This window comes from Pseudomonas sp. GW821-FHT10B02, from assembly GCF_059415665.1.
Genome location: NZ_JBWKNR010000005.1, coordinates 46,454 through 73,112 on the forward strand (window position 1 = coordinate 46,454; position 26,659 = coordinate 73,112).

Below are 26,659 nucleotides of genomic sequence, written 5' to 3' on the forward strand. Positions count from 1 at the left end.
GTTCCATTGCCGCGACGGGCTCACCATCACTCTTTATCGCCTCAGCGTGCAGCCCAGGCGTTGAAGCGTTGTTCCAGCTCTTCACCGTGGTCGACCCAGAACGCTGCGTCCACCAGTTGCGCGTCGGCGAGGTTGGCAGGAGCGGTAGGTAGCTGATGCTGGACATCGGCAGGCAATTGAGCGAGCGCTTCAGTGCGCACGGGGCCATAAGGAATCTGGCTGGAGAAGGCTTTTTGCGACTCGGCCTGACTGGCGAAGGTGATGAATTTCTCTGCCAGCGCCTTGTTCCCGGACCCGCGCACGATTGCCCAGTGATCAGGGTCATACAGGCTGCCCTGCCAGACAATGCCGAGCTTGGAGCCATCCTTCTGGGCCGATGCTATGCGACCGTTGTAGGCGGCGGACATCACCACGTCACCGGCAACCAGCCATTGCGGAGGTTGCGCACCGGCCTCCCACCACTGAATGTTCTGCTTGATCTCATCGAGCTTGCGGAATGCGCGGTTCACGCCTTCAGGAGTGCCCAACACCTTGTAGAGATCCTCACGGGAGACGCCGTCAGCGAGCAAGGCCACCTCGAGGGTGTACTTGGCACCTTTGCGCAGACCGCGCTTGCCCGGAAAACGCTGGGTATCCCAGAAATCAGCCCATGACGCAGGCCCAGTGCTGAGCTTCTGGGTGTTGTAGGCAATGACCATGGACCACACATAGCTGGCCACACCGCATTCGCTCACGGTACCGGGCAGGTAGTTGGCCTGATCGCCGAGCAGCGCCGGGTCGATCCGCTCGAACAGTCCCTCCTCGCAACCGCGAATCAGTTCAGGACTTTCTACCTCCACCACGTCCCAGGACACATGGCCGACGTCGACCATGGCTTTGATCTTTGAAAGTTCGCCATTGTATTCGCCAGCCACCACCTTCCCTGCCCCGCTGCTTTCAAAGGGCTGGAAATAGGCGGCCTGTTGTGCGGCCTTGGTAGCGCCACCAAAAGAGATCACCGTCAGACTGGAGGTGCTGGAAAGCGCAGGAAGACTGACAGCGGTAAGCACTGCAAAGCTGAGCGACGCGGTGAAAGTACGCATGGAAACGCCCTCACGACTTATAGTTGTGTGTTTGTTGTTATTGAGGCGCCGGCTGGCGCCGGGCTTTAACGCAGCTGGAACCAGGTGGTTTTCAGTTGTGTGTACTTGTCGAACGAGTGCAACGAAAGATCGCGGCCGAACCCGGACTGCTTGCCCCCGCCGAACGGAACGGCAGTATCGAGTGCGTCCATGGTATTGACCGAGACGGTACCGGCCTTCAGCGCCCTGGCTACGCGATGGGCGCGGTTGAGATCGTCACTCCATACCGAAGCGGCCAGGCCATAGATGCTGTCGTTGGCGAGCCGCACTGCCTCCTCTTCGCTATCGAAGGCGCTGATGGCAAGCACGGGGCCGAAGATTTCGTCACGGGCAAGGCGGCTGTCGCTCTTCACGTTGCCGAAGATAGTCGGCTGGATGAAGTTGGAGGAACCATTGAAGGTCAGCTGCTCGCCACCGCTCAGCAGCTTCGCGCCCTCCTCACTCGCCTGACCGATCGCACGCATGATGCGCGCGGTCTGCTCGCTATCGACGATCGCCCCTGCGGTGCTGGCTGGATTGAGAGGATCACCCGGGATCCAGGCTTGCGCCTTGGCGATCACCCGCTCGATGAACTCGTCATGGATAGAGCGCTGCACGTACAGCCGGGAGTTGGCCGAACACACCTCGCCCTGGTTGAAGAAGATGCCGAACGCCGCTTTTTCCGCAGCCAGATCGAGATCCTGGCAGTCGGCAAACACCAGGTTCGGGCTTTTGCCACCGCACTCCAGCCAGACCTGCTTGAGGTTCGACTGGGCAGCATACTGCATGAAGTATTTGCCCACCTGGGTCGACCCGGTAAACACCAGGCAATCGACGTCCGGATGCAGTCCCAGGGCCTTGCCGGCGCTCTCGCCCAGCCCTGGCACAACGTTCAGCACGCCTTCCGGAATACCAGCCTCCAGCGCAAGCTGGCCCAGGCGCAGGGCAGAGAACGGTGACTGTTCAGCGGGCTTCAATACCACGCTGTTTCCTGCCGCCAGCGCCGGGGCGAGTTTCCAGGCCGCCATGTCCAGCGGGAAGTTCCATGGCACGACTGCGGCGACGACCCCCAATGCTTCGCGGGTGATGGTTGCCAAGGCATTGGCAGCCGTTGGCGCGACCTGGTCGTAGACCTTGTCCAGCGCTTCGCCGTACCAGGCGAACACGCCCGCCGCCCCCGGCACGTCAATGTTGTAGGCATCCATGACTGGCTTGCCCATGTTCAGGGAGTCGAGCAGGGCCAGCTCTTCGCGGTGTTCCAGCAGCAGTTCGGAAAGCCTGAGCAGGATCTTCTTGCGCTGCGCAGGTGCCATGCGCGCCCACGGACCTTCGTTGAATGCACGACGCGCAGTGCGCACAGCCAGGTTGACCTCGTCCTCGCCACAGGCCGCAACACGAGCGAGCAGCTGATTGGTGGCGGGGTTGATGGCATCGAAGGTCGCCCCCGAGGAAGGCTTCACCTGATGACCACCAATCAGGGCGGTATCGATGAATGTTTGGCGCTTGGCCCGCTGCTGCCAGAAGTTAAGGTCGAACACGCTGCACTCCCACATCGACCGTGGACACGGTCTGTTGTTATTCATGTGGGTCGATGGTGCGCCACTATCGAAGCAAGGCAAATTAGTAAAAATGTTCTCCAGTCATACGAAAAAGCTCTGCAGTCCGGCACCTTGCCGACTCGGGAATCGGCGGGGTGATGTCACCAAAACGGGTGATTTCGGGGGCGCCGGGAGTGTGGGAGCATTTCACCAACCCCGGCGCCCAGGACAGGCGCCAGTATGCGCACTGGATCAGCGCGGCCTTCCCCTCTCACGTGCTTATCAAGAAAGAGAACAGAGCCATGAATGCACCCTTTGCCCCGCAACGCGACACCCAGGACTATCAGAAATCCGACGCTGCCCACCATATCCATGCGTTTCTCGATCAGAAGGCACTGAATGCCGAAGGTCCACGGGTGATGGTCCGCGGTGAGCGCCTGAACCTGTGGGACAACGACGGCAACCGTTACCTGGATGGCATGTCCGGCCTGTGGTGCACCCAGCTCGGCTATGGCCGCCGGGACCTGACCGCCGCCGCCGCCGCGCAGATGGATCAACTGTCGTACTACAACATGTTCTTCCACACCACTCACCCGGCAGTGATCGAGCTTTCCGAGCTGCTCTTCAGCCTGCTGCCAGGGCACTACAGCCACGCGATCTACACCAACTCCGGCTCCGAGGCCAACGAGGTGCTGATCCGCACCGTGCGCCGTTACTGGCAGGTGGTCGGCAAGCCGCAGAAGAAGATCATGATCGGCCGCTGGAATGGTTACCACGGCTCGACCCTGGCAGCCACCGCGCTGGGCGGGATGAAGTTCATGCACGAGATGGGCGGGATGATTCCGGACATCGCACACATCGACGAGCCGTACTGGTATGCCCACGGCGGCGACCTGACCCCGGCCGAATTCGGTAAACGCTGCGCCCTGCAACTGGAAGAGAAGATCCTCGAACTGGGTGCCGAGAATGTCGCCGGGTTCATCGCCGAGCCTTTCCAGGGCGCCGGTGGCATGATTTTCCCGCCTGAAAGCTACTGGCCGGAAATTCAGCGCATCTGCCGTCAGTACGATGTGCTGCTGTGCGCGGACGAAGTGATCGGTGGCTTTGGCCGGACCGGCGAGTGGTTCGCCCATCAGCACTTCGGTTTCGAGCCGGACACGCTGTCCATCGCCAAAGGCCTGACCAGCGGCTATGTGCCCATGGGCGGCCTGGTGCTGAGCAAGCGTATTGCCGAAGCGCTGGTCGAGCGTGGCGGTGTCTTCGCTCACGGGCTGACCTACTCCGGGCACCCGGTGGCCGCGGCGGTGGCGGTGGCCAACCTCAAGGCCTTGCGTGACGAGGGTATCGTCCGCCAGGTGAAGGACGACACCGGGCCGTACCTGCAGCAGATCCTGCGCGAAGTGTTCGCCCAGCATCCGCTGATTGGCGACATTCAAGGGACCGGGCTGCTGGCAGCCCTGCAGTTTGCCGAAGACAAAACCACCCGCAAGCGCTTCGACAATGAGAACGACCTGGCCTGGCAGTGCCGCACCTTCGGTTTCGAAGAAGGCGTGATCATCCGCTCTACCCTCGGCCGCATGATCATGGCCCCCGCCCTGGTCGCCACTCGCGCGGAACTCGACGAGCTGGTCGAGAAGACCCGCATCGCCGTCGACCGCACCGCGCGGCTGGTCGGCAAACTCTGACCTGAACGCCCACGCCGGCCGGCGTGGGCGCTTTGCGTGCACAGCGTTTGACCCAGGGCAGCCTGCAAGCGGCTAGCCCCATGTCCTGCAAAGAAGCTTTATCAACGGTAGCGAGCCCCCTCGCCTGCCGCAGCGCCCTGTATTCGATTTCCAGGAGTTCGCAATGCATACAACAACAAACACAGCAGAAACTCACCCCCACCATGACCCATTGCAAGCCAGCGCTTCGGGGCACTTTCGCAAATCCATGAGCCTCACCGCACTGGTGCTCTTCGGTCTCGCCTACATGGTCCCGCTGGCGGTGTTCACCACCTACGGGCTGGTCACCCAGATGACCAAGGGGCATTTGCCCACCGCCTACCTGCTGACCCTCGCCGCCATGCTGCTGACCGCCTACAGCTACGGGCGCATGGTCCAGGCCCACCCGTACTCAGGCTCCGTCTACACCTACACCCGCAAGGCCTTTGGCAGCTACTTCGGCTTCATGGCCGGCTGGACCCTGCTGCTCGACTACATCTTCCTGCCGCTGCTCAGTTACCTGCTGATCGGCATCTACATGTCCGAGTACTTCCCGACGATTCACGCCTGGGTGTGGGTTCTCGGTTCAATTGCCCTGGTGACCTTCCTGAACCTGATCGGCATCGAGTCGGTGACACGGGTCAACTGGATCATGGTGGTTGTCCAGCTGGTATTCATCGTGGTCTTCGTCGCCTTGTCGATCCACAACCTGAGCGCACAGTCGGAGCCGGTATCGCTGCTGCAACCCTTCCATCATGAAGGTTTCAGCGTTCCGCTGGTGATGACCGGCGCCGCCGTGCTGTGCCTGTCCTTCCTCGGCTTCGACGCCGTTTCGACCATGGCTGAGGAAACCAGCAACCCGAAATTCCGCATCCCGCTGGCGATCATGGTGGTGTCGCTGATCGGTGGCCTGCTGTTTGTGCTGGTGTCGTATTTCGCCCAGCTGGTGTTTCCGGAATGGAACACCTTCGCCGACCCGGACTCGGCGTCGGTAGACGTCATGCGGCGTGTCGGCGGTGAGTTGCTGGTGACCGCCTTTACCGCCACCTACGTGGCAGCCTGCTTCGCCTCGGCCATGGTGTCCCAGGCCAGCGTATCGCGGGTGCTGTTCGCCATGGGCCGCGATGGTGCGTTGCCGCGCGTGTTCGGCCGGCTGGTGTCGAAGAAACGCGTACCGGCCACCGCGATCATGCTGGTCAGCGTGCTCTCGCTGATCGCCCTGTTCATCACCCTGGACACCGTCGCCAACATGATCAGCTTCGGCGCACTGTTCGCTTTCTCGATGGTCAACCTGGCCGTGGTCAAGCATTACCTGGTCGACCAGAAACTGCGTGGCACAGCCAACTACCTGAAGTATGGCGCCATACCGGCGCTCGGCTTCCTCAGCACCATCTGGCTGTGGACCAGCCTGTCGAGCATGTCGTTCATGATCGGCCTGAGCTGGATGGCGCTGGGGTTCATCTGCCTGATCGGGATTACCCGGGCGTTCCGTCTGAATCTGCCGGAACTGCAACTGGCGGAGTAACCGGGTATGCGCGGCGGGCTCGCCGTTCGTGAGCCCGCCGCGCACACCGTTCAGTTTCTGCACAGCCCAGCCACCGGCGCTGTCCAGAAACTGAACACCGAACACCGGTAGTTCTCGTCAACAGCCCCTGTTTTCGCGGGTGTGACCGATTGGCACAGCTTCTGCTCTGTACATCGTCACGCTCCTACAAAAAACAGGAACACTTGCGATGACTACCTCTGCCTTACTGCAACCTCTGCTCCCCGCCGCACTCTGGAACGAGCATCTGTTCACCGGCCAATGGCAAGCCGGACAAGCGCCAACGACAGCGGTACTGGAACCGGCCACCGGCACGACCCTCGGCACCCTGGCCAACGCCGACGCCGATCAGGTCGCGCGCAGCACCAAGGCTGCTCACCTCGTCCAGACCAAATGGTTTCAACTGTCCTATGACGAGCGCGCTGCGGTATTTCGCAAGGCCGCCCAGGTCGCCGAACGCCATGCCAATGAAATCGCCGACTGGCTGGTGCGTGAAAGCGGCTCCACGCGGGAAAAAGCCGAATTCGAAACCCGCCTGAGCATCAAGGTACTGCACGAAAGCGCCAGCCTGCCTTCGCGCAGTCAGGGTGAAGTGCTCCCTTCGGTGCCCGGCCGCTTGAGCCTGGCCCGTCGCCGCCCGCTCGGTGTGATCGGGGTGATTTCGCCATTCAACTTCCCGCTGTACCTGGCCATCCGTGCGGTCGCACCGGCGCTGGCCACCGGCAATGCCGTGGTGCTCAAGCCTGACCCGCGCACGGCGGTGTGCGGCGGCTTCGTTATCGCCCGGGTGTTTGAACTGGCCGGGCTGCCCGCCGGCCTGCTGCACGTGCTGCCCGGCGGGGCCGACGCCGGTGCGGCGCTGACCAGCGATGCGCATGTAGCGATGATTCAGTTCACCGGTTCCACCGGCGCCGGGCGCAAGGTTGGCGAAGCGGCTGGCCGACACTTGAAGAAAGTCTCGCTGGAACTGGGCGGGAAAAATTCGCTGATCGTTCTTGACGATGCCGACCTTGACCTCGCACTGGCCAACGCCACCTGGGGCGTTTATCTGCACCAGGGGCAGATCTGCATGTCCACCGGCCGCCTGCTGGTGCAGCGCGGTATCTACGAGCGCTTCCTTGAACGCCTGGTGGCCAAGGCCCGCAGCCTCAGCGTCGGCGATCCGGCCAAAGGCCAGGTGCATCTGGGACCACTGATCAATGCCCAGCAATGCGAGAACGCCCAGCGCATCGTGCAGGCCGCGCAACAGGCGGGCGCAAAACTGGAAGTCGGCGGCGAACCTCAGGGGCTGTTTTTCCCGGCCACCGTGCTCAGCGGTGTGACCCGCGACAACCCGGCGTTCAACGAGGAGATTTTCGGCCCGGTGGCGGTGGTGGTGCCGTTCGACACCGATGCCGATGCTGTCGCCCTGGCCAACGACACCGAATACGGCCTCTCCGCCGCCGTGCTGTCGCAAGACGTCGGCCGCGCGTTGAAGTTGGGTGAACAACTGCGTGTCGGACTGCTGCATATCAACGATCAGACCGTCAACGACGAGGTCGTCAACCCGTTTGGCGGTGTCGGCGCCTCGGGCAATGGCGCCAGCATCGGCGGCCCGGCGAACTGGGAAGAGTTCACCCAGTGGCAATGGCTGACGGTCAAGGGCGAAGCCCCGGCCTACCCTCTTTAACCGGCAAAGGACAATAACAATGAATACAACTGCCTACTATCCCGTCACCGCAGCCGTCACCCGTGGCAGAGGAGCCCCTTTCACCCTGGAAGCCGCACGTATCCGTGCACCGCGCGCGGACGAAGTACTGGTACGCATCGTCGCCACAGGCATGTGCCATACCGACATGATCGTGCGTGACCAGTACTATCCGGTGCCACTGCCGGCAGTGCTGGGCCATGAAGGCGCCGGTGTGGTCGAGGCCATCGGCCCACAGGTCAAAGGGCTGCAGGTCGGTGACCATGTGGTGCTCAGCTATGGCCACTGCGGCCATTGCCTGTCCTGTGGCGGCGGTCATACCGCGTACTGCCAGGAGTTCTTCGCACGCAACTTCAGCGGCGCCGATCCCCAGGGCGAAAGCGCCCTGAGTGATGAAAGCGGACAGCGGCTGAACGACCACTTCTTTGCCCAGTCGTCCTTTGCCAGCCTGGCACTGGCGCGCGAAAACAATGCGGTCAAAGTCAGCCCGAAAGCACCGCTGGAACTGTTGGGGCCCTTGGGCTGCGGCATCCAGACCGGCGCGGGCGCAGTGATCAACTCGCTGAAAGTCACTCCGGGCAGCAGCTTTGCCGCATTTGGTGGTGGCGCAGTCGGGCTCAGCGCCGTGCTCGCCGCGCGTGTCGCGGGGGCGACAACCATCATTGCCGTCGATGTCGTGCCGTCACGCCTGGCCCTGGCCCTGGAGCTGGGCGCCACCCATGCGGTCAACAGCAAGGACGTCGATCCAGTGGCGGCAATCCGCGAAATCACCGCTGGCGGGGTGAACTTCGCCCTGGAATCGACCGGACGGCCAGCCGTGTTGCGCCAGGCCGTCGATGCGCTCGCAAGCCGTGGCGCCCTGGGGGTGGTCGGCGCACCAGCGCTGGGCGTCACTGCCGAGTTCGACGTCAACGACCTGTTGCTCGGCGGCAAGAGCATTCGCGGCATCGTCGAAGGTGACAGCGTGCCGCAAAAGTTCATCCCCGAACTGGTCGAACTCTACCTGCAAGGCCGTTTCCCGTTCGATCGCCTGGTGAAGTTCTACAGCTTCAAGGACATCAACCAGGCCGCTGAAGACAGCGAAAAAGGCTTGACCCTCAAACCGGTCATCCGCATCCACAACTAACTGACAGACCCGGGGCGCCGAGCGCCCCGCCTGCTAATAACAACAAAAAAAGGTACCGCTCTGTGTTCACACTTTCCCGACCCCGCCTGGGCCTGTTGGCGCTGGCGCTCGCCTCGACAAAATCATTGGCCGTTGACGTCAACTCCGGTGACTACATCGCCTTTCCCAGCGGCACCAACCTCGCCGCCTGGTACCAGCAATATGGCCGCGCCGAGCGTTACAACGCAGACGGCGGTCCCGATGCCAAGCAGGACACCGGGATCAGGTCCAACATCAGCATTTTGCGTCTGATCCACTACGTCGATATCGGCGGCACTACCTTTGCGCCGCAGATCCTCCTGCCGTTTGGCCACGTCTACGATGCGCGAATCGGCGGCCAGTCGCTGGGCAGTAACAGCGGCATGGCCGACCCGATCATTGGCGCAACCTTCTGGCTGATCAATCAACCGCACGCCGGTGTCAGCGGCCGCTACCTCGGTATCATCCCGCTGGTGTACCTGCCCTGGGGCCAATATGACCGCAATGAGGCGATCAACCTTGGCGAAAATCGCTACAAGCTCGACCTGCAACTGGGCTGGATCGAACCCTTGTGGGGCAAGCTGGCGATGGAGTGGTATGCCGATGCGGTCATCTATGGCGACAACCAGCAGGCTGGCCAGCAAACCCTCGAACAGGACAAGACCTACCAGTTGCAGGCCAATCTGCGTTACGACTTCAATCCCAGTCAGCGTCTGGCCCTGGGTTACAGCGCAAGTACCGGCGGCAAGCAGTATCTGGACGGCAACTACAACGGCACCAAGACCGAGGTTCAGCAAGTACGCCTGGAGTTCCAGCAAATGCTGACGCCAAGGGTGCAGTTCAGCACTCAGTTGACCCATGACGTTAGAACCGAGGGCGGCTTTCAGGAAGAGATAGGCGTCAACCTTCGCGCCGTGCTGCTGTTCTAGGCTTGACGCTGAACAAGACCGGCGTATAACCAAAGGCGGCCGTCAGCCCTCCAGGGCCAGACGGCATGCCTCCACTCTTAACACAGGTGTCTCGATGGATGCCCGAATGCCCGCCTATCAGCAACGCCTGGCCATTGCCCGGCAACGCTTTGCTGAAGGCGAAAACCTGCCGGCAAACCTGTTGCCCGATGCCGTCGTAGACTCCTGGGTGCGCTCGCGGGCGGCCGGCGTGCAGCCTTCGGATGGCTGGCAGGCACGACCCGATGATGACTTGCAGCCACTGGCCGAGCAGGACCTGCAACTGGCCAGTTGCGTGCAACCGGAAATCGACCGACTGTGGGAACACATCGGCGGCGCTTCCTGGGCCCTGTTTTGCGTCAACCCCGACGGCGTGCTGGTGCATGCCCGCCAGGCCTATGACCTGCTCAGCCCACTGTCGCCGTTGCAGGTCGGTCGACGGCTTCAGGAGCAGGATCTGGGCACCACGGCGCCCGCCTGCACCCTGGCCGAAGACAAGCCCATCATCCTGACCGGCAACCAGCACTACCTCAACGATTTCGAGCGGTTTTTCTGTGTCAGCGTGCCGTTACGCGGTCTGCGCGGTGAGGTGCTTGGCGCCCTGGACATCACCGGCATCGGTGATCGCCAGGCCGGCGCTGTGCTAGAACAACTCAACCATGCCGCCATGGCGGTTGAGAATCGCCTGTTCGCGGGTTTGAGCGACTGCCGGATACTCTCGCTGCAACACGACCCGCACCTGCTCGGCACCGCGTTGCAGGGCTTGCTGGCGGTGGCCGCCGACGGCAGCATCCGCTGCGCCAACCGTGCTGCCCAGCGGCTGCTCGGGCTCAACGGCTACAACCATGACCACCTCAAGCTAGAACATCTGTTCGATGCCAACAACCTGCTGGACGCTCGACCGGTGGCGCAACAGCTGATCCTCACCGACGGCTCAAAACTGTACGGCCAGTTGATCGAACCCGCTGTACGCAAACCTGCCCCGGCACCCGCGCGGCTCACCCGTCCTACCACGGCCCAGGGCAGCGATGCGCTGCTCAACCAGCAACTGGCTAACGCCCACAAGGCTTTTGCTGCTGGCGTACCGATTCTGTTGCTGGGAGAGACCGGCACCGGCAAAGAGGTCTTCGCCCGCACCTTGCACGAGCAATGGAACCCGCAAGCACCCTTCGTCGCGATCAACTGCTCGGCCATTCCGGAAAGCCTGATCGAGGCCGAGTTGTTCGGCTATGCCGAAGGCACCTTCACCGGTGCACGCAAGGGCGGCTCCAGTGGCCAGCTGGCGGCAGCCCATGGCGGCACCTTGCTGCTCGACGAGATCGGCGACATGCCGGCCGCCTTGCAGACCCGGTTGCTGCGGGTGCTGCAGGAACGCGAGATCACCAGCCTCGGCAGTTCCGTACGCCGACCACTGGATGTGCGGGTGATCAGCGCCACGCATTGCGACCTGGCACAACGCATGACCTCGCAGCTGTTTCGCGAAGACCTCTACTACCGTTTGAATGGCTTGACCATCAACCTGCCGCCGTTACGCCTGCGTAGCGACCTCCCCCTGCTGATCGAACGCCTGCGCCTGCGTCATGGTGCGCCGCCGCTGCACCCCGACGTGGTTCAGCTGCTGCAACATCACACCTGGCCGGGCAACATCCGCCAGCTGGAGCAGACGCTGCGCCTGGCCGCGGCATTGGCCAGTGGCGAGCCCATGACCTTGCCCTGCCATTTGCCAGCAGACCTGCAAAGCAGCGGCTCAGCGCCTGAGCCTGACGATCTGCAAGCCACTTTACGACGGACGATTGAATCGGCTTTGCAGGCAAACGGCGGCAATGTCTCGGCGACCGCTAGCCAGTTGGGGATCTCACGGACCACGCTGTACAAGAAACTCAAGGACTGAATTAACTTTCCTTGCGTGTAGCGACCCGCATCGCCCTCCCGGCGCGGCTGGCTCAGCCCTGAGTCGCCTGCGCGCAACGCCATAGCCGCGCGATATCCCGCGCCCGGGCTTGCAGCAACGATGCGGCCTGGGCACAGGCCTGCTCCAGGCTCATCGGGCCATTGGTCAGGGCGAAGGCGGCATCGATACCGTGGGCATAGAGTTGCTCGTAACCTTCACCAAGGGTCCCGGCAATCACTAGCACCGGCACTCCCTGGCGCCGGGCAATCCGGGCAACACCGAACGGGGTTTTACCGCGCAGGGTCTGGGCATCGAAGCGCCCTTCTCCGGTGATCACCAGGTCGGCGCCTTGTACCGCCTGCTCCAGCCCGGCCAACTCGGCGACAACGTCGATACCGGGGCGGAATGTGGCCTGCATGAACGCCTTGGCGGCAAAGCCCATGCCGCCGGCCGCACCGCAACCGGGGAAGTCGCGTACGTCTTCACCCAGCAATCGTGCGCAATGATCGGCGAAATGTCCCAGTGCCTGATCCAGGGCCTGAACCTGCTCGGGGCTGGCGCCTTTCTGCGGTCCGAAAATAGCCGAAGCACCGTTATTGCCACACAGCGGATTATCGACATCCGCGGCGACTTCCAGCTGCACCTCGGCCAGACGCGGATCCAGCCCGCTGGCGTCCAGACGTGCCAGCTGGGCCAAGGCCAGGCCGCCTTCGGCCAGTGCCTGTCCTTGAGCATCGAACAGGCGCAAACCCAGTGCCCGCAACATGCCGCTGCCAGCATCATTGGTGGCGCTGCCGCCGATGGCCAGAATGATTCGCCGTGCGCCTGCATCAAGGGCGGCAGCGATCAACTGTCCGGTGCCGAATGTGCTGCTGCGACAGGCATCGCGTTGCGCCAGGCTGAGCAACTGCAAGCCACTGGCCTGGGCCATCTCGATGATCGCCGTGCGGCTCTCGGCCAGCCAGCCCCAACCCGCCTGAACCGGTTCTCCCAGCGGGCCCTGTACTTGCTCGCGGCGCAGTTCACCGCTGCAGGCGGCGATAATCGCTTCCATCGTACCTTCGCCACCATCGGCCATCGGGCACTTGAGCAATTGCGCCTGCGGCCAGACCTGAGCCAGGCCCAGGGCGATAGCATCGGCCACCCCTTCGGCGCTGAGGCTGTCCTTGAACGAGTCGGGGGCGATGACGATTTTCATGGGGATTCTCCTGGTCCAGATTGTTGCATGCTGACAGCTAGGCAACGTGCGGGCTTCTGTCGGATGCACAAAAGCGCTGCCCCCGGGTTGGTCAGTTTGCCCAATCAGGCGCCAGCAGGCAGCAACTGCAACCCCAGGTACAGGCTCAGCATGCCATCCAGACGCAAGGGGTCGACCTCACTCAACTCGGCTATGCGCTCCAGGCGATAGCGCAAGCTGTTGCGGTGAATCCCCAAGGCGTCGGCGCAGGCCTGGCTCTGGCCATCGTGAGCACACCAGGCGCGCAAGGTCGCCAACAGTTGACCACTGTTGTCTTTGGCGCGAATGCGCTGCAAGGGTTCGAGCAGCTCGTCCAGGGCATCATCGTTGCGGTGACGCCACAGCAGTGCCGGCAGCCGGTAGCGGGAAAGGGTAAGAATTCGCTCGTCCGGCAGCACTTCGCGGCCATAGGCCTGCAAGTCGCGGACACGCCGGTAACCACGGCGCAATTGCTCAAGGCTCTGCGCGGCCGAACCTGTAGCAAGGCGCTGCACCTGCCAGCCATGGCGCTGGAGTTTCTCCAGCAAGCGCGGTTCATCCAGGGTCACGCTGGCCGGTCGGCACCACAGCAGCGACTGGCGCGCAGGACTTACGCACCAGCTGTCCGGATAGCGGCTCATCAACCAGCTGGCCAAGGTTTCTGCAGCCGGACCGCTATCCAGCTCGAACAGGCAAGGCACCCGCGGCAACTGCGGCTTGAGCCCCAATTGCCGGGCTTCGTCGACCAAACGGGGTGAGTCACCCGAGCCGCCCAGCAACAAGGCGAGCAAATCGTCGCAACGCTGGCGCCGCCACTGCTGCTCCACCTGCATATGGCGCTGGGCCAGGAGCATCTCGGCGGTCATGCGTACCAGTTGCGCATAGGTACGCAGTTGCTGCGGGTCGCCGGTCAGGCCCAACACCCCCATCAATCGACCATCGAGCAACAGCGGCAGGTTGATCCCCGGCTGCACACCCTTCAGACATTTGGCTGCCTCGACATCCAGCTCGACGATCCGGCCGTTGGCCAGAACCAATTGCGCCCCCTCATGACGGGTATTGATGCGCTCCGGCTCACCGCTGCCGAGGATCAGCCCCTGACTGTCCATGACGTTGACGTTGCACGGCAAAATCGCCATTGCCCGATCGACGATATCTTGCGCCAGGTCATGGTCCAGTTCGAACATGGGAGGATCCTTGTTGTCGCAATGATTGGTCCGCGGCACAGCAGGCCGCTGAAAATGCTGTGCAAAAGCACAAAGACAGCCACGGTCCGCTCACCGAGACTCATCGCAGCAGCCGCCTCGACGCAGGCTGCGGCGATAAAAATAAACGAAGAGAGCAAATCATGTCATACAGCCCTGCCCCTGACCAAGGCCAAGACGACACCCGCAATGCGCTGTATCGGCGCATCACCCTGCGGCTGATCCCCTTCATCTTTATCTGCTACCTGTTCAACTACCTGGACCGGGTCAACGTTGGCTTCGCCAAGTTGCAGATGCTCGATGCACTGAAATTCAGCGAAACCATCTACGGCCTCGGTGCCGGTATCTTCTTCATTGGCTATGTGCTGTGCGGCCTGCCCAGCAACCTGGCGCTCAACCGCTTCGGTCCGCGACGCTGGATCGCGCTGATGATGATCGTCTGGGGCACCTTGTCGACGTGCCTGCTGTTCGTCACCACGCCGATGGAGTTCTACGTGCTGCGCCTGTTCACCGGCGCGGCTGAAGCGGGCTTCTTCCCCGGCATCGTGCTGTACCTCTCGCGCTGGTTCCCGGCCACGCGCCGCGGCCGGATCATGGCCTTGTTCATGTCGGCGATCCCGGTCTCCGGGCTGCTCGGCGGGCCATTCTCCGGCTGGATTCTCAACCACTTCGCCGCCGGTCAACATGGCCTGGCCGGCTGGCAGTGGATGTTCCTGATCCAGGGGCTGCCAACCGTATTGCTCGGCTTCATGGCAGTGTTCCTGCTCAGTGACGGCTACGCCACAGCCAAATGGCTGAGCCCGGCAGAGCGCGAAATCATCAAGCATGACCTGGCCGTGGATGCCGCCAGCAAGCCGGTCACCACCAGTGACAGCCTGCTCTCGGTGTTCACCAACCCGATGATCTGGACCTTTGGCTTTGTTTACTTCTGCATCCAGAGCGGCGTGTACGCGATCAACTTCTGGCTACCGTCGATCATCAAGAGCCTGGGCTTCAGCGATGCCCTGCTGATTGGCTGGTTGAGCGCGATTCCTTACCTGCTCGCGGGTGTGTTCATGCTGCTGGTGGGCCGTTCGGCGGACCTGCGCAACGAGCGGCGCTGGCACCTGGTGGTGCCGATGCTGATGGGCGCGGTCGGCCTGCTGATCGCGGTCAACTTCGCGCACAGCCCGGCGATTGCCATTGTCGGCCTGAGCATCGCCACCATGGGCGCCCTCACCGGCCTGCCAATGTTCTGGCCGATGCCCACTGCGCTGCTCAGTGCCGGCACAGCAGTGGCGGGCCTGGCGATCATCAACTCGGTCGGGCAGATGGCCGGATTCCTCAGCCCGTACCTGGTGGGTTTCATCAAGGACCAGACCGGTTCGACCGATGCCGCGCTGTATTCACTGGCCGGCCTGATTGTAGTCGGCAGCCTGGTGGCCCTGCGGGTTTCCCGTTCGCGCGTTACCGGTTCGGTGGCTGAATCGGTGAACTGAGGCGGGCCTTTCGCGGGGCAAGCCCGCTCCCACCCGGTGGGAGCGGGCTTGCCCCGCGATGCTTTCAAACCCCGCTAGAACTGTGTAAAACAGATCGGATCCAACCTGCCAAGGATTCTCGATCATGATCTACCGTCCACTGGGCCGCAGCGGCCTGCAAGTGTCCGCCCTGACCCTGGGCAGCATGATGTTCGGCGAGCCCACCAGCGCCGAAGATTCCCTGCATATCATCGACAAAGCCTGGGACCAGGGCATCAACTTCATTGACACCGCAGACGTGTACAGCGCCGGGCGCAGTGAAGAGATCGTCGGCGAAGCGATTGCCCGCAACCGCCATGAATGGGTGCTGGCGACCAAGGTCGGCTTTGGTCCGGCTGACGGCGTGCCCAACCGCAGCGGTTTGAGCCGCAAGCACATCTTCAATGCGATCGAGGCCAGCCTGACGCGCCTGGGCACCGATTACCTGGACATCTACTACCTGCACCGCGAAGACCACAACACCCCGCTGGAAGTGAGCGTTGCCGCCATTGGCGACCTGATCCGCCAGGGCAAAATCCGTTACTGGGGCGTGTCCAACTTCCGTGGCTGGCGTATTGCCGAAATCTGCAACCTGGCCGAGCGTCTGGGCGTGCCGAAACCGGTGGTCAGCCAGCCGCTGTACAACATCGTCAATCGCCAGGCCGAACCCGAGCAGTTCCAGGCGGCGGCGCATCATGGCCTGGGCATTGTGCCCTTCAGCCCGTTGGCGCGCGGCGTGCTCAGCGGCAAATACGCGCCCAACGCCGCGCCTGATGCAGGCAGCCGTGCCGGGCGTCAGGACAAGCGCATCCTGGAAACCGAGTGGCGCCCCGAGTCCCTGGCCATTGCCCAGAAGATCCACGCCTATACCCGGGACAAGGGTGTCGGCATGGTCGAATTCGCCATTGCCTGGGTGCTCAATAATCAGCTGGTCAGCTCGGCCATTGTCGGGCCACGTACCGCAGCGCAGTGGGACACCTACAGCGGCGCACTGCAGGTCAAGATCAGCGCTGAAGATGAAGCGTTCATTGACTCACTGGTGACCCCGGGACACGCCTCGACTCACGGCTACAACGATGTCGCGCACTTCGTCAGCGGTCGCCTGCCACGCTGAGCATGCAAAAATGCAGATTCGGCCTGCAGTTTTGTCGATTGTATTGAGCAAATTTGCACTGATAGGATCCAGCGATCCTCTAGCGCCTACCCAGATCGTGATATTTCACGTGGAAAATCAATAACAAAGCAGGGAGACAGCGATGACCGCGCACGCTCAAACGCCGACCGGGGCGCCGATTCTGGCCCAGGTTCGCAATCATATCGGTCACTTGACCCTCAATCGCCCGGCCGGCCTCAATGCCCTGACCCTGGACATGGTGCGCAGCCTGCAGCAGCAGCTTGATGCCTGGGCCAACGATCCATTGGTCCACGCCGTGGTCCTGCGCGGTGAAGGCCCTAAGGGCTTCTGTGCCGGTGGCGACATCCGTTCGCTGTACGACAGCTACAAGGCCGGTGACAGCCTGCACCGGGATTTCTTCGTCGAGGAATACGCCCTCGACCTGTGTATCCACCATTACCGCAAGCCGATCCTGGCGTTGATGGACGGCTTTACCCTCGGCGGTGGCATGGGCCTGGCCCAGGGCGCGGAACTGCGGGTAGTCACCGAGCGCAGCCGCCTGGCCATGCCGGAAGTCGGCATCGGTTACTTCCCGGATGTCGGCGGCAGCTACTTCCTCTCGCGGGTTCCCGGCGAGCTGGGTACCTACCTGGGCGTCAGCGGCGTCCAGGTGCAGGCAGCCGACGCGCTGTACTGCGGCTTGGCCGACTGGTACCTGGACAGCAGCAAGCTGGCGCTGCTGGATGAACGTCTCGACACCCTGAGCTTTAGCGAACACCCGCTCAAAGACCTGCAAGGTGTGCTGAGCAAGCTCGGTACCCAGGTGCTCGAAGACGCCCCTCTGGCCAGACTGCGTCCGGCCATCGATCACTTCTTTGCCCTGCCCGACGTCAGCAGTATCGTGGAACAACTACGGGCAGTGACCGTGGCCGACAGCCACGAATGGGCGCTGAAAACCGCCGATCTGCTGGAAACCCGTTCACCCCTGGCCATGGCCGTGACCCTGGAGATGCTGCGCCGAGGCCGTCACCTGAGCCTGGAAGACTGCTTCAAGATGGAACTGCATCTGGACCAGCAATGGTTCGAGCATGGTGACCTGATCGAAGGCGTGCGCGCACTGATCATCGACAAGGACAAACAACCGCGCTGGAACCCTCCGAGCCTCGCCGGCCTCAGCCGTCAGCGCGTGGATCAATTCTTCGAAGGCCTGTAAGGCCTGGAGTACGCAGATGCAAGACCTGGAACTGACAGAAGAACAGATCATGATCCGCGACATGGCCCGCGATTTCGCCCGTGGCGAGATTGCGCCCCATGCCCAGGCCTGGGAAAAAGCCGGCTGGATCGATGATGCAGTGGTCAAGAAGATGGGCGAGCTGGGCCTGCTCGGCATGGTCGTACCGGAACAATGGGGCGGCAGCTACACCGACTATGTCGCCTATGCCCTGGCGGTTGAAGAAATCGCCGCTGGCGATGGCGCTACCGGTGCGTTGATGAGTATCCACAACTCCGTCGGCTGCGGCCCGCTGCTCGCCTACGGCAGCGCCGAACAGCAACAGACCTGGCTGGAGCGCCTGGCGACTGGCCAGGTGATCGGTTGCTTCTGCCTGACCGAGCCGCAAGCCGGCTCCGAAGCGCACAACCTGCGCACCCGTGCCGAGTTGCAGGGCGATCACTGGGTCATCAACGGCGCCAAGCAGTTCGTCAGCAACGCACGTCGCGCCGGCCTTGCCATCGTCTTTGCGGTAACTGACCCGGAGCTTGGCAAGAAAGGTATCTCGGCGTTCCTGGTGCCGACCGACAACGAAGGCTTTGTCGTCGATCGCAGCGAACACAAAATGGGCATCCGCGCCTCCGACACCTGCGCGGTGACCTTGAACAACTGCCGCATTCCCGCTGCCAACCTGCTCGGCGAGCGTGGCAAGGGCCTGGCCATTGCCCTGTCCAACCTTGAAGGTGGACGTATCGGCATCGCCGCCCAGGCACTGGGGATTGCCCGCGCAGCCTTCGAAGCGGCGCTGGTTTATTCGCGTGAGCGGATCCAGTTTGGCAAAGCGATCAACGAGCACCAGAGCATCGCCAACCTGCTGGCCGACATGCAGGTGCAGATCAATGCCGCGCGCCTGCTGATCCTGCATGCCGCACGCCTGCGCAGTGCTGGCAAACCCTGTTTGAGCGAAGCGTCACAGGCCAAGCTGTTCGCTTCTGAGATGGCCGAAAGAGTCTGCTCCAAGGCGATCCAGGTGCATGGTGGCTATGGCTATCTGGAAGATTACCCGGTGGAGCGCTACTACCGCGATGCGCGGATCACCCAGATCTATGAGGGGTCGAGCGAAATCCAGCGCATGCTGATTGCGCGGGAGCTCAAGCACTACTCACTGTAAAAAGCGAACTGTGGGAGCTGGCCTTGCCAGCGATACAGACGCCGCGCAACACCTGACACAGCGGCGATCCTATCGCCGGCAAGGCCAGCTCCCACAGTTGACCGGGCGCAACAGATGCGACGATAGACGCGTCAAATCGCACTGATGCAAATTAGCCATTGAAACCACAGCAAAGCCTGAAGTAAGCTCGGTCTCATCAACTGGAGAGTCCCATGTCGCCATCCACCCTCATTCACGCTCAACACGCAGGTCGCCCATCGCGTCCCGTGCTGGCTGTGGCCGAGTGTGCGACTGCCGCTCCTGCTGCGTTTTATTTTGGGTATTGGTTTAGCCACAGGCGCCGCTGATACCCACACCGGCGCCCACTTTCAAGGGGCCGCCGAACACGAGAATACTCAACCCCCGGTCGGCCCCCCGACCGGGGGTTTTGTTTTTTCAGCCCCCAGACAACCGAACAGAAAACGAGGATTACCCCATGAACTACGCCACTTACCACCGTTACCCAAGCTTTACTGCCTGGCGATTTAGCCAATCCCGTTCGGGCCAGCTTGCCGCCTCCGATCGGTCCAGCACAGGTGGCAGCACCACACAGAATCTCAATCCGGCTCTTTGTCGAACACCTCGATAGGGCCGACCGCGCGGGCCTGAACCCGCCGTCCGCCCAGGGAAATAATCGCCATGCAATCGTCTTCGCTCGCTCTGCCCCTGACCCAGCCTCAAGCCGCCAACTCTGCGGTCAGCCAACGTCTGCCCAGCCCGCACCTGCTCAAACAGCAGATGCCGCTGACCACCGCCCTTGCCCATCAGGTTGAAAACCATCGCCAGGCCGTGCGCGCCATTCTCGAAGGCCGCGATTCGCGCCTGCTGGTAATCGTCGGCCCATGCTCGATCCACGACCCGCGCTCGGCGCTGGAATACGCTGATCGCCTCAAAGCCCTCAATGAAGAGGTCAACGATCAGTTGCTGCTGGTGATGCGCGCCTACGTTGAAAAACCGCGTACCACGGTCGGCTGGAAAGGTCTGGCCTACGACCCGCACCTGGACGGCAGCGATGACATGCACGCCGGCATCGCCCTGTCCCGCGGCCTGATGCTGGGTATGCTCGAACGCGGCCTGCCGATTGCCACCGAGCTGCTGCAGCCAATGGCTGCCGGCTACTTCGACGACCTGCTGAGCTGGGCTGCCATCGGTGCACGCACCACCGAGTCGCAGATCCACCGTGAGATGGTCAGCGGCCTGGAGCTGCCCGTGGGCTTCAAGAACGGCACCGACGGCGGCGTCGCCATCGCTTGCGACGCGATGCGCAGTGCGGCGCATCCGCACCGCCATTTCGGCATGGATACGCAGGGCTTCCCGGCGATTATCGAAACCCTGGGCAATCCCGACACTCACCTGGTATTGCGTGGCGGCCACCAGGGCCCGAACTACGACCAGGCCAGCATCGCGCAAGCTCGTCAGGGCTTGCTCAAAGCAGGACTGGCGCCGCGGATCATGGTCGATTGCAGCCATGCCAACAGCGGCAAAGACCCACTGCGCCAACCGGCGGTGTTCGAAGATGTATTGCGCCAACGCCTGCAAGGTGATCGCTCAATCGTCGGCATGATGCTCGAAGGGCATCTGTTCGACGGTTGCCAGACGCTGGGCAAGGCACCGCTCAAATACGGTGTGTCGATCACCGATGGCTGCCTGGGATGGAGCGCGACAGAAATGCTGTTAAGCCGGGCCGCAGCAGCCTTACGTGACATTCCACAGGAAAATCCGGCGCTAATCGGTTAGTCTCGGCACTTTCTTGCAAAGGAGTATCTCCCATGGCCAAAGCCACTGCCCGTCACATTCTGGTTGCCACTGAAGACAAGTGCAATGAACTGAAGGCTCAGATCGAAGCCGGTGCCGATTTCGCTGAAATCGCCAAAGCCAACTCCACCTGCCCGTCCAGCCGTCAGGGCGGCGACCTGGGCTCCTTCGGCCCGGGCCAGATGGTCAAGGAGTTCGACACCGTGGTGTTCAGTGCTCCAGTCGGCACCGTACAAGGCCCGGTGAAGACCCAGTTCGGCTATCACCTGCTGGAAGTGACCAGCCGTCAGGACTGAGTCCGTCACTGAACCGGCCCGCCAGGGCCGGTTCAGCACCTGCTAAGCTTCAGCCACAATCGTGGGTACAGGTAGTCAGGCGCTTGCAAACCGGTCTTTCCCCCCTTCTTATCGCTTTTGGTCTGGCCCTGGCCTGGACCCATGCCGTATTGGCAGCCCCCGGTCACGCCCTCACGGTCTATGGCGAACCGCCACGCTACCCTGCTGGTTTCCAGCACTTCGAATACACCAACCCCGATGCCCCCAAAGGCGGCAGCCTGCGCCGCTCGGCTATCGAGATCGGCCAGTTCGACCATGTGTTGCCGTACATCGACAAGGGCATCGGCGTGGCCGAGGTCGATGGCTGGTTATATGCCCCCCTGGCCGTGCGCGCCCAGGATGAGCCCTACACCGTTTATGGGCTGGTCGCCCGTCAACTGGAGCGGGATCCCGAAGGACACTGGCTGCGCTTCTACCTCGACCCCCATGCCCGCTTTGCCGATGGTCAACCCATCCGCGCGGAAGATGTGCGCTACACCTTCGATCTGCTGATACGTGAGGGCAACCTCAAGTACCGCACCCAGTTCGCCGATGTCGAACGGGTCGAGATCGAGGGCCCACGCCAGATCCGTTTTCACTTCAAGAACAACCAGAACCGCACCTTGCCCCTGGACCTGGCCACCCTGCCGGTGCTGCCCGAGCACTGGTGGAAAGACCGCGACTTTGCCAACGGCGGCGGTTTCGAAGCGCCACTGGGCAGCGGCCCCTACCGTATCGGCAAGATCGACAATGGCCGCAGCGTCACCTTCGAGCGCAACTCCGACTGGTGGGGGCGTGATCTGCCGGTCAACCGCGGGCGCTATAACTTCGATCGTTTGAGCATCGAATACTTCGGCGACACCGAAGTGGCGCGCCAGGTGCTACGCGGCGGGGGCTTCGACTACAACCGCGAGTTCTCCGCCACCGGCTATTCGATCGGCTACAACAGCCCGGCCCTGGACGATGGCCGGTTGCAGCGGGCGCACCTGGCCAAAGATGCACCGCAGACGGCCCAGGGTTTCGTCTTCAACCTGCAGCGCCCGGTGTTCAAGGACCGTCGGGTGCGCCAGGCACTGGCCTTGCTGTGGGACTTCGAATGGAGCAACCGGCAGATGATGCGCAACATGTACATCCGCCAGCAGAGCTTTTTCGCCAACAGCGCACTGGCCGCCCGCGCCTTGCCGGATGCGCAGGAACTCAAGCTGCTCGAACCGCTGCGTGGGCAGGTGCCTGACGAAGTGTTCAGCCAGGTATTCGAGGCACCGCGTACAGACGGCTCGGGGCTCATTCGCGACAAACAGCTGCAAGCCCTGGCGCTGCTGCAAGCGGCTGGCTGGAAACCCAAAGACGATCAACTGGTCAACGCTCAGGGCGAGCCGCTACGGTTTACCTTTCTCAACGGCCAGGCCGGTTTCGAGCGTCTGCTGCTGCCGTGGAAGCGCAATCTGGCGCAAATCGGCATCACCCTGGAGATCCGCCGCATCGACGCCTCGCAGTACGTCAACCGGCTGATGGCCCGCGACTACGACCTGATCGTCACCGGCTACCCGGTGTCGCCGTCGCCGGGGCTTGAGCTGTACAACTTCTTTGGCTCGGCTGCGGCCAACGACCCGGGTTCGAACAACTACATGGTCTTGCAGGATCCGGCGGTAGACCGCTTGCTCGACGGCCTGGTCAAAGCTGAAACCAAAGCCGACATGCTCCGCCACGCGCATGCCCTGGACCGGGTCCTGAGCTGGAACTACTACTGGATTCCCAACTATTACCCGCCGGGTTCGTCGACGGTGTGGTGGAACCGCTTCGGCCTGCCCAAGGTGCAGCCGAGCAACGACGAAGGCCTGGACAGCTGGTGGGAAGTCAGCCCGACCGCGCTGACCAACGCACAGATGGCAGAGCGCCTCAAGGAGCAGCCATGACCGCGTACATCCTGCGCCGCCTGTTGCTGATCGTGCCGACCTTGCTGATCATCCTGCTGGTCAACTTCATCATCGTCCAGGCCGCGCCAGGCGGGCCGGTGGAACAGGCGATCGCCCGTTTGCAAGGCATCGGCGGCGGTGCACCGGGGGCCAGCGTCGAAACCCTGCATGCCAGCTCGCGGGCCAGCCGCGGCCTGGACCCCAAGCTGATCGAAGACATCAAGCGCCAATACGGCTTCGACAAGTCGGCCCCCGAGCGGTTGTGGCTGATGCTGAGCCAGTATGCCCGCCTGGATTTCGGCAACAGTTTCTTTCGGGGCGCCAAGGTCACCGACCTGATCCTGGAAAAGATGCCGGTAACCTTGTCGCTGGGCTTTTGGGCGACCTTGATCACCTACCTGGTGTCGATCCCCCTGGGCATTCGCAAGGCGATACGTCACGGTTCGGCCTTCGATGCCTGGAGCAGTAGCCTGATCGTGATCGGCTACGCCCTGCCCTCGTTCCTGTTTGCCTTGCTGCTGATCGTGCTGTTTGCCGGTGGCACTTCGTTGAACTGGTTTCCCGTACGCGGCCTGGTCTCAGAAGACTTTGACCAGTTGAGCCTGCTGGGCAAGCTGGCCGATTACTTCTGGCACCTGGTGCTGCCGGTCGGTGCGCTGGTGATCGGCGGTTTTGCGACCCTGACCTTGCTGACCAAAAACGCCTTTCTCAACGAAATCACCCGCCAATACGTCATCACCGCCCGGGCCAAGGGCCTGAGCGAACGTCGGGTGCTGTACGGTCATGTGTTTCGCAACGCGATTCTGCTGGTGGTGGCAGGCATCCCCCAGGCGTTGATCAGTGTGTTCTTCGCTGGGTCCCTGCTGATCGAGGTGATCTTCTCCCTCGATGGCCTCGGCCGCATGAGCTATGAGGCGGCCGTGTCGCGGGACTATCCGGTGGTATTTGGCTCGTTGTTCATTTTCACCCTGTTCGGCCTGCTGATCCGCCTGGTCGGCGACCTGTGCTACACCCTGGTCGATCCGCGCATCGACTTTGCCACGAGGGCCCACTGATGTTCAGCCTGTCGCCGGTTTCACGCAGACGCCTGCAGCGTTTTCGGCGCAACCGCCGTGGCTGGATCTCGCTGTGGCTGTTTGCCGTGCTGCTGGTGCTGAGCCTGGGTGCCGAGCTGGTGGCCAACGACAAACCACTGCTCATGGGCTATCAGGGGCAATTGTATTTCCCGGCGTTCAAGCGCTACACCGAGCAGACCTTTGGCGGCCAGCTGCCGTTCCAGCCGGACTACCGCAGCCAGTATGTGCAGCAGCTGATCAAGGACCAGGGCGGCTGGATGCTGTTCGCGCCGGTGCCATTCAGCGCCGACACGCCCAACTATGACCTGCAGCAACCTACGCCCAGTCCACCGTCGGCAGTGAACTGGCTGGGTACCGATGACCAGGCCCGCGACGTGCTCGCGCGGGTGCTGTACGGCACGCGGGTGTCGATCCTGTTTGCCCTGGCCCTGACCTTGATCAGCACCGTGATCGGCATCGCCGCCGGCGCCTTGCAGGGCTACCACGGTGGCTGGGTCGACCTGATCGGGCAACGCCTGCTGGAGGTGTGGTCCGGCCTGCCGGTGCTCTACCTGCTGATCATCCTCAGCGGTTTTGTCGAGCCGAACTTCTGGTGGTTGCTGGGGATCATGGCGCTGTTTTCCTGGCTGGCACTGGTGGATGTGGTGCGCGCCGAGTTCCTGCGCGGACGCAACCTCGAGTACGTGCAAGCCGCACGGGCCCTGGGCCTGCAGGACAGTGGCGTGATCCTGCGGCACATTCTGCCCAACGCCATGAATGCCACTTTCACCTACCTGCCGTTCATTCTCACCGGCGCCATCACCACCTTGACCGCGCTGGATTTTCTCGGTTTCGGCATGCCGGCCGGCAGCGCTTCGCTGGGCGAACTGGTCAACCAGGGCAAGCAGAACCTGCAGGCGCCCTGGCTGGGCTTTACCGCGTTTTTTGCCCTGGCCTTGATCCTCTCGCTGCTGGTGTTCATCGGCGATGCCTTGCGCGAAGCCTTCGATCCACGGGCATAATCGCAGCCTTTGATTTTCAGGGAGCGGCCCATGCCTGCCAATGACAGCCTCAAGGATTATCAGCAGGTACGCCAACTGGCGATCCGTTCGCTGTTCGAAATCATCGAGCAGTCCAGCGAAGGCACCCTGATCGTTGACCGCGACGCGCGCATTGTCTGGATGAACCAGCGCTATGCCCGGCGCTTTGGCCTTGAAGATGCCGCCAGTGTCATTGGCCAGCCCTGTGAAAGCGTGATTCCCGGCAGCCTGATGCGCGAGGTGGTCAACAACGGCCGGCCGATTCTGCTGGACATGCTCGACACGCCCAAAGAACCGCTGGTGGTCATGCGCCTGCCGGTGCATGACGCTGACGGCGCGTTGATCGGCGCCATCGGCTTTGCCCTGTTCGACGAACTGCGCAGCCTGTCGCCGCTGCTCAAGCGCTACGCCAGCATGCAGCAAGAGCTGGCCTCGACCCGCTCGCTGCTGCGTGCCCGACAGGCCAAGTACAGTTTTGCCCAGTTCATCGGCACCAGCGCTGCCAGCCTTGAAGTCAAGCGCCGGGCCCGGCGTGGCGCCAGCAGTGACTCGGCGGTGTTGCTGCTAGGCGAAACCGGCACCGGCAAAGAGCTGCTGGCCCATGCCATTCATGCAGCCTCTTCACGGGCGCACAAGGCGTTTGTCAGCATCAACAGCGCTGCCATTCCGGAAACCTTGCTTGAAGCCGAATTCTTTGGCACCGCACCGGGTGCCTACACCGGCGCCGATCGCAAAGGCCGCCCGGGCAAGTTGCAACTGGCTGAGGGTGGCACCCTGTTTCTCGACGAAATCGGCGACATGCCGCTGCCGTTGCAGAGCAAATTGCTGCGCGTGCTGCAGGAAAAGGAATACGAGCCGGTGGGCTCCAACCAGATGATGCGCAGCGACGTGCGGATCATTGCCGCGACCTCCACTGACCTGACCGCAGCCATGGCCCGCGGCGAGTTTCGCGCCGACTTGTACTACCGGCTCAACGTCTTGCCGATCCAGGTGCCGCCACTGCGTGAACGCCTGGATGACCTGCCGGCGCTGAGCGAGGCGATTCTCGAAGAGCTGGGCAGCCAGCACGAGCTGGATGACGAAGCCCAAGCGTTGCTGGCCCGGCATGCCTGGCCGGGTAATATCCGTGAGCTGCGTAATGTGCTCGAACGCACCACCTTGCTTGCCGATCAGCCGCGACTGGGCGTCAAGGACTTGCAGGCGGCGCTGGGTAACCTGACGCCACCGGAGGCGCAGGTACAACCATTGGATTACAGGCAGGCCTGTGCCGCATTTGAACGGCAGTTGTTGACCAGCACCCTTGCGCGCCATGCCGGCAATGTACCTGAGGCCGCAAGGCAGCTGGGTTTGGGACGATCGACCCTGTACAAAAAGCTGGTTGCGCTGGGGATCAAGTCTCAATAAAGAAACTTCGATCTCAATTAAGAGACAAACATCAATCCTGTGGGAGCCGGCCTTGCCGGCGATGCAAGGCAAAGCCTTGCCAAGCCAGGGCTGCTTCGCACCCCATCGCCGGCAAGGCCGGCTCCCACATTTTATGTCTCATATTCGAGACAAATTTTCGAAACGGTTTCA

At 62.5% G+C, this 26,659-nt stretch carries 20 protein-coding genes; 16 read left to right on the top strand and 4 right to left on the bottom strand.

The features are described from left to right. Positions 1-41: 41 nt before the first annotated feature. Positions 42-1,082: an ABC transporter substrate-binding protein gene (locus AC07OF_RS09765; RefSeq protein WP_038611136.1), complete on the bottom strand. Its 1,041-nt coding sequence runs from the start codon at positions 1,080-1,082 to the stop codon at positions 42-44. Between the two features lie 65 nt (positions 1,083-1,147). Beyond that, positions 1,148-2,638 (bottom strand): aldehyde dehydrogenase, encoded by a 1,491-nt coding sequence (locus AC07OF_RS09770; RefSeq protein WP_157192684.1) that lies wholly within the window; start codon positions 2,636-2,638, stop codon positions 1,148-1,150. A gap of 302 nt (positions 2,639-2,940) precedes the next feature. Here AC07OF_RS09770 and AC07OF_RS09775 point away from each other — a divergent pair, with 302 nt between their 5' ends. The 6 genes from AC07OF_RS09775 (at position 2,941) to AC07OF_RS09800 (ending at position 11,553) form a co-directional block, all read left to right on the top strand. Continuing rightward, a complete protein-coding gene (locus AC07OF_RS09775; protein ID WP_157192685.1) occupies positions 2,941-4,323 on the top strand; it encodes an aspartate aminotransferase family protein in 1,383 nt (460 codons plus the stop codon). Between the two features lie 163 nt (positions 4,324-4,486). Continuing rightward, entirely contained in the window at positions 4,487-5,866 is a 1,380-nt protein-coding gene (locus AC07OF_RS09780; RefSeq protein ID WP_476447026.1) for an APC family permease, read from the top strand. A 208-nt stretch (positions 5,867-6,074) separates the two neighbouring features. Continuing rightward, positions 6,075-7,553, top strand: coding sequence for a benzaldehyde dehydrogenase (locus tag AC07OF_RS09785; RefSeq protein ID WP_495072802.1), 1,479 nt, complete (start codon positions 6,075-6,077; stop codon positions 7,551-7,553). A gap of 19 nt (positions 7,554-7,572) precedes the next feature. Further along, the gene (locus AC07OF_RS09790) at positions 7,573-8,697 is read left to right on the top strand and encodes an NAD(P)-dependent alcohol dehydrogenase (RefSeq protein WP_157192687.1); all 1,125 of its coding nucleotides are present in this window, start codon (positions 7,573-7,575) and stop codon (positions 8,695-8,697) included. A gap of 62 nt (positions 8,698-8,759) precedes the next feature. Further along, the gene (locus AC07OF_RS09795; RefSeq protein ID WP_495072803.1) at positions 8,760-9,644 is read left to right on the top strand and encodes a transporter; all 885 of its coding nucleotides are present in this window, start codon (positions 8,760-8,762) and stop codon (positions 9,642-9,644) included. Between the two features lie 94 nt (positions 9,645-9,738). Continuing rightward, the gene (locus AC07OF_RS09800; protein WP_495072804.1) at positions 9,739-11,553 is read left to right on the top strand and encodes a sigma-54-dependent Fis family transcriptional regulator; all 1,815 of its coding nucleotides are present in this window, start codon (positions 9,739-9,741) and stop codon (positions 11,551-11,553) included. A 52-nt stretch (positions 11,554-11,605) separates the two neighbouring features. Here the strand turns inward: AC07OF_RS09800 and AC07OF_RS09805 are convergent, their stop codons facing one another. Continuing rightward, a complete protein-coding gene (locus AC07OF_RS09805; RefSeq protein WP_495072805.1) occupies positions 11,606-12,751 on the bottom strand; it encodes a glycerate kinase in 1,146 nt (381 codons plus the stop codon). A 104-nt stretch (positions 12,752-12,855) separates the two neighbouring features. Next, the gene (locus tag AC07OF_RS09810; RefSeq protein ID WP_157192689.1) at positions 12,856-13,956 is read right to left on the bottom strand and encodes a sugar diacid recognition domain-containing protein; all 1,101 of its coding nucleotides are present in this window, start codon (positions 13,954-13,956) and stop codon (positions 12,856-12,858) included. Positions 13,957-14,117: 161 nt separating this feature from the next. Here AC07OF_RS09810 and AC07OF_RS09815 point away from each other — a divergent pair, with 161 nt between their 5' ends. The 10 genes from AC07OF_RS09815 to AC07OF_RS09860 all read left to right on the top strand — a co-directional run bounded on the left by AC07OF_RS09815 (position 14,118) and on the right by AC07OF_RS09860 (position 26,488). After that, positions 14,118-15,452, top strand: a complete 1,335-nt coding sequence (locus tag AC07OF_RS09815; RefSeq protein WP_476447017.1) for an MFS transporter — start codon at positions 14,118-14,120, stop codon at positions 15,450-15,452. 124 nt (positions 15,453-15,576) lie between these two features. Continuing rightward, on the top strand, positions 15,577-16,584 hold the full coding sequence (locus AC07OF_RS09820; protein WP_495072806.1) for an aldo/keto reductase: 1,008 nt from the start codon (positions 15,577-15,579) through the stop codon (positions 16,582-16,584). A 142-nt stretch (positions 16,585-16,726) separates the two neighbouring features. Continuing rightward, a complete protein-coding gene (locus AC07OF_RS09825) occupies positions 16,727-17,797 on the top strand; it encodes an enoyl-CoA hydratase/isomerase family protein (RefSeq protein WP_495072807.1) in 1,071 nt (356 codons plus the stop codon). Between the two features lie 16 nt (positions 17,798-17,813). Further along, positions 17,814-18,965, top strand: a complete 1,152-nt coding sequence (locus tag AC07OF_RS09830; RefSeq protein WP_157192693.1) for an acyl-CoA dehydrogenase family protein — start codon at positions 17,814-17,816, stop codon at positions 18,963-18,965. A gap of 678 nt (positions 18,966-19,643) precedes the next feature. After that, positions 19,644-20,741: a 3-deoxy-7-phosphoheptulonate synthase gene (locus tag AC07OF_RS09835; protein WP_157192694.1), complete on the top strand. Its 1,098-nt coding sequence runs from the start codon at positions 19,644-19,646 to the stop codon at positions 20,739-20,741. 32 nt (positions 20,742-20,773) lie between these two features. Further along, positions 20,774-21,055 (top strand): peptidylprolyl isomerase, encoded by a 282-nt coding sequence (locus AC07OF_RS09840; RefSeq protein ID WP_157192695.1) that lies wholly within the window; start codon positions 20,774-20,776, stop codon positions 21,053-21,055. A gap of 110 nt (positions 21,056-21,165) precedes the next feature. Further along, positions 21,166-22,989 carry an extracellular solute-binding protein gene (locus AC07OF_RS09845; protein ID WP_495072877.1) on the top strand — a complete coding sequence of 608 codons (1,824 nt, stop codon included), beginning with the start codon at positions 21,166-21,168 and terminating at the stop codon, positions 22,987-22,989. Continuing rightward, a complete protein-coding gene (locus tag AC07OF_RS09850; protein ID WP_157192696.1) occupies positions 22,986-24,044 on the top strand; it encodes a microcin C ABC transporter permease YejB in 1,059 nt (352 codons plus the stop codon). Before AC07OF_RS09845 ends, AC07OF_RS09850 begins: the two co-directional genes overlap by 4 nt. Next, entirely contained in the window at positions 24,044-25,066 is a 1,023-nt protein-coding gene (locus AC07OF_RS09855; protein ID WP_157192697.1) for an ABC transporter permease, read from the top strand. Before AC07OF_RS09850 ends, AC07OF_RS09855 begins: the two co-directional genes overlap by 1 nt. A 30-nt stretch (positions 25,067-25,096) precedes the next feature. After that, a complete protein-coding gene (locus AC07OF_RS09860) occupies positions 25,097-26,488 on the top strand; it encodes a sigma-54 interaction domain-containing protein (protein ID WP_495072808.1) in 1,392 nt (463 codons plus the stop codon). Positions 26,489-26,659 lie beyond the last annotated feature (171 nt).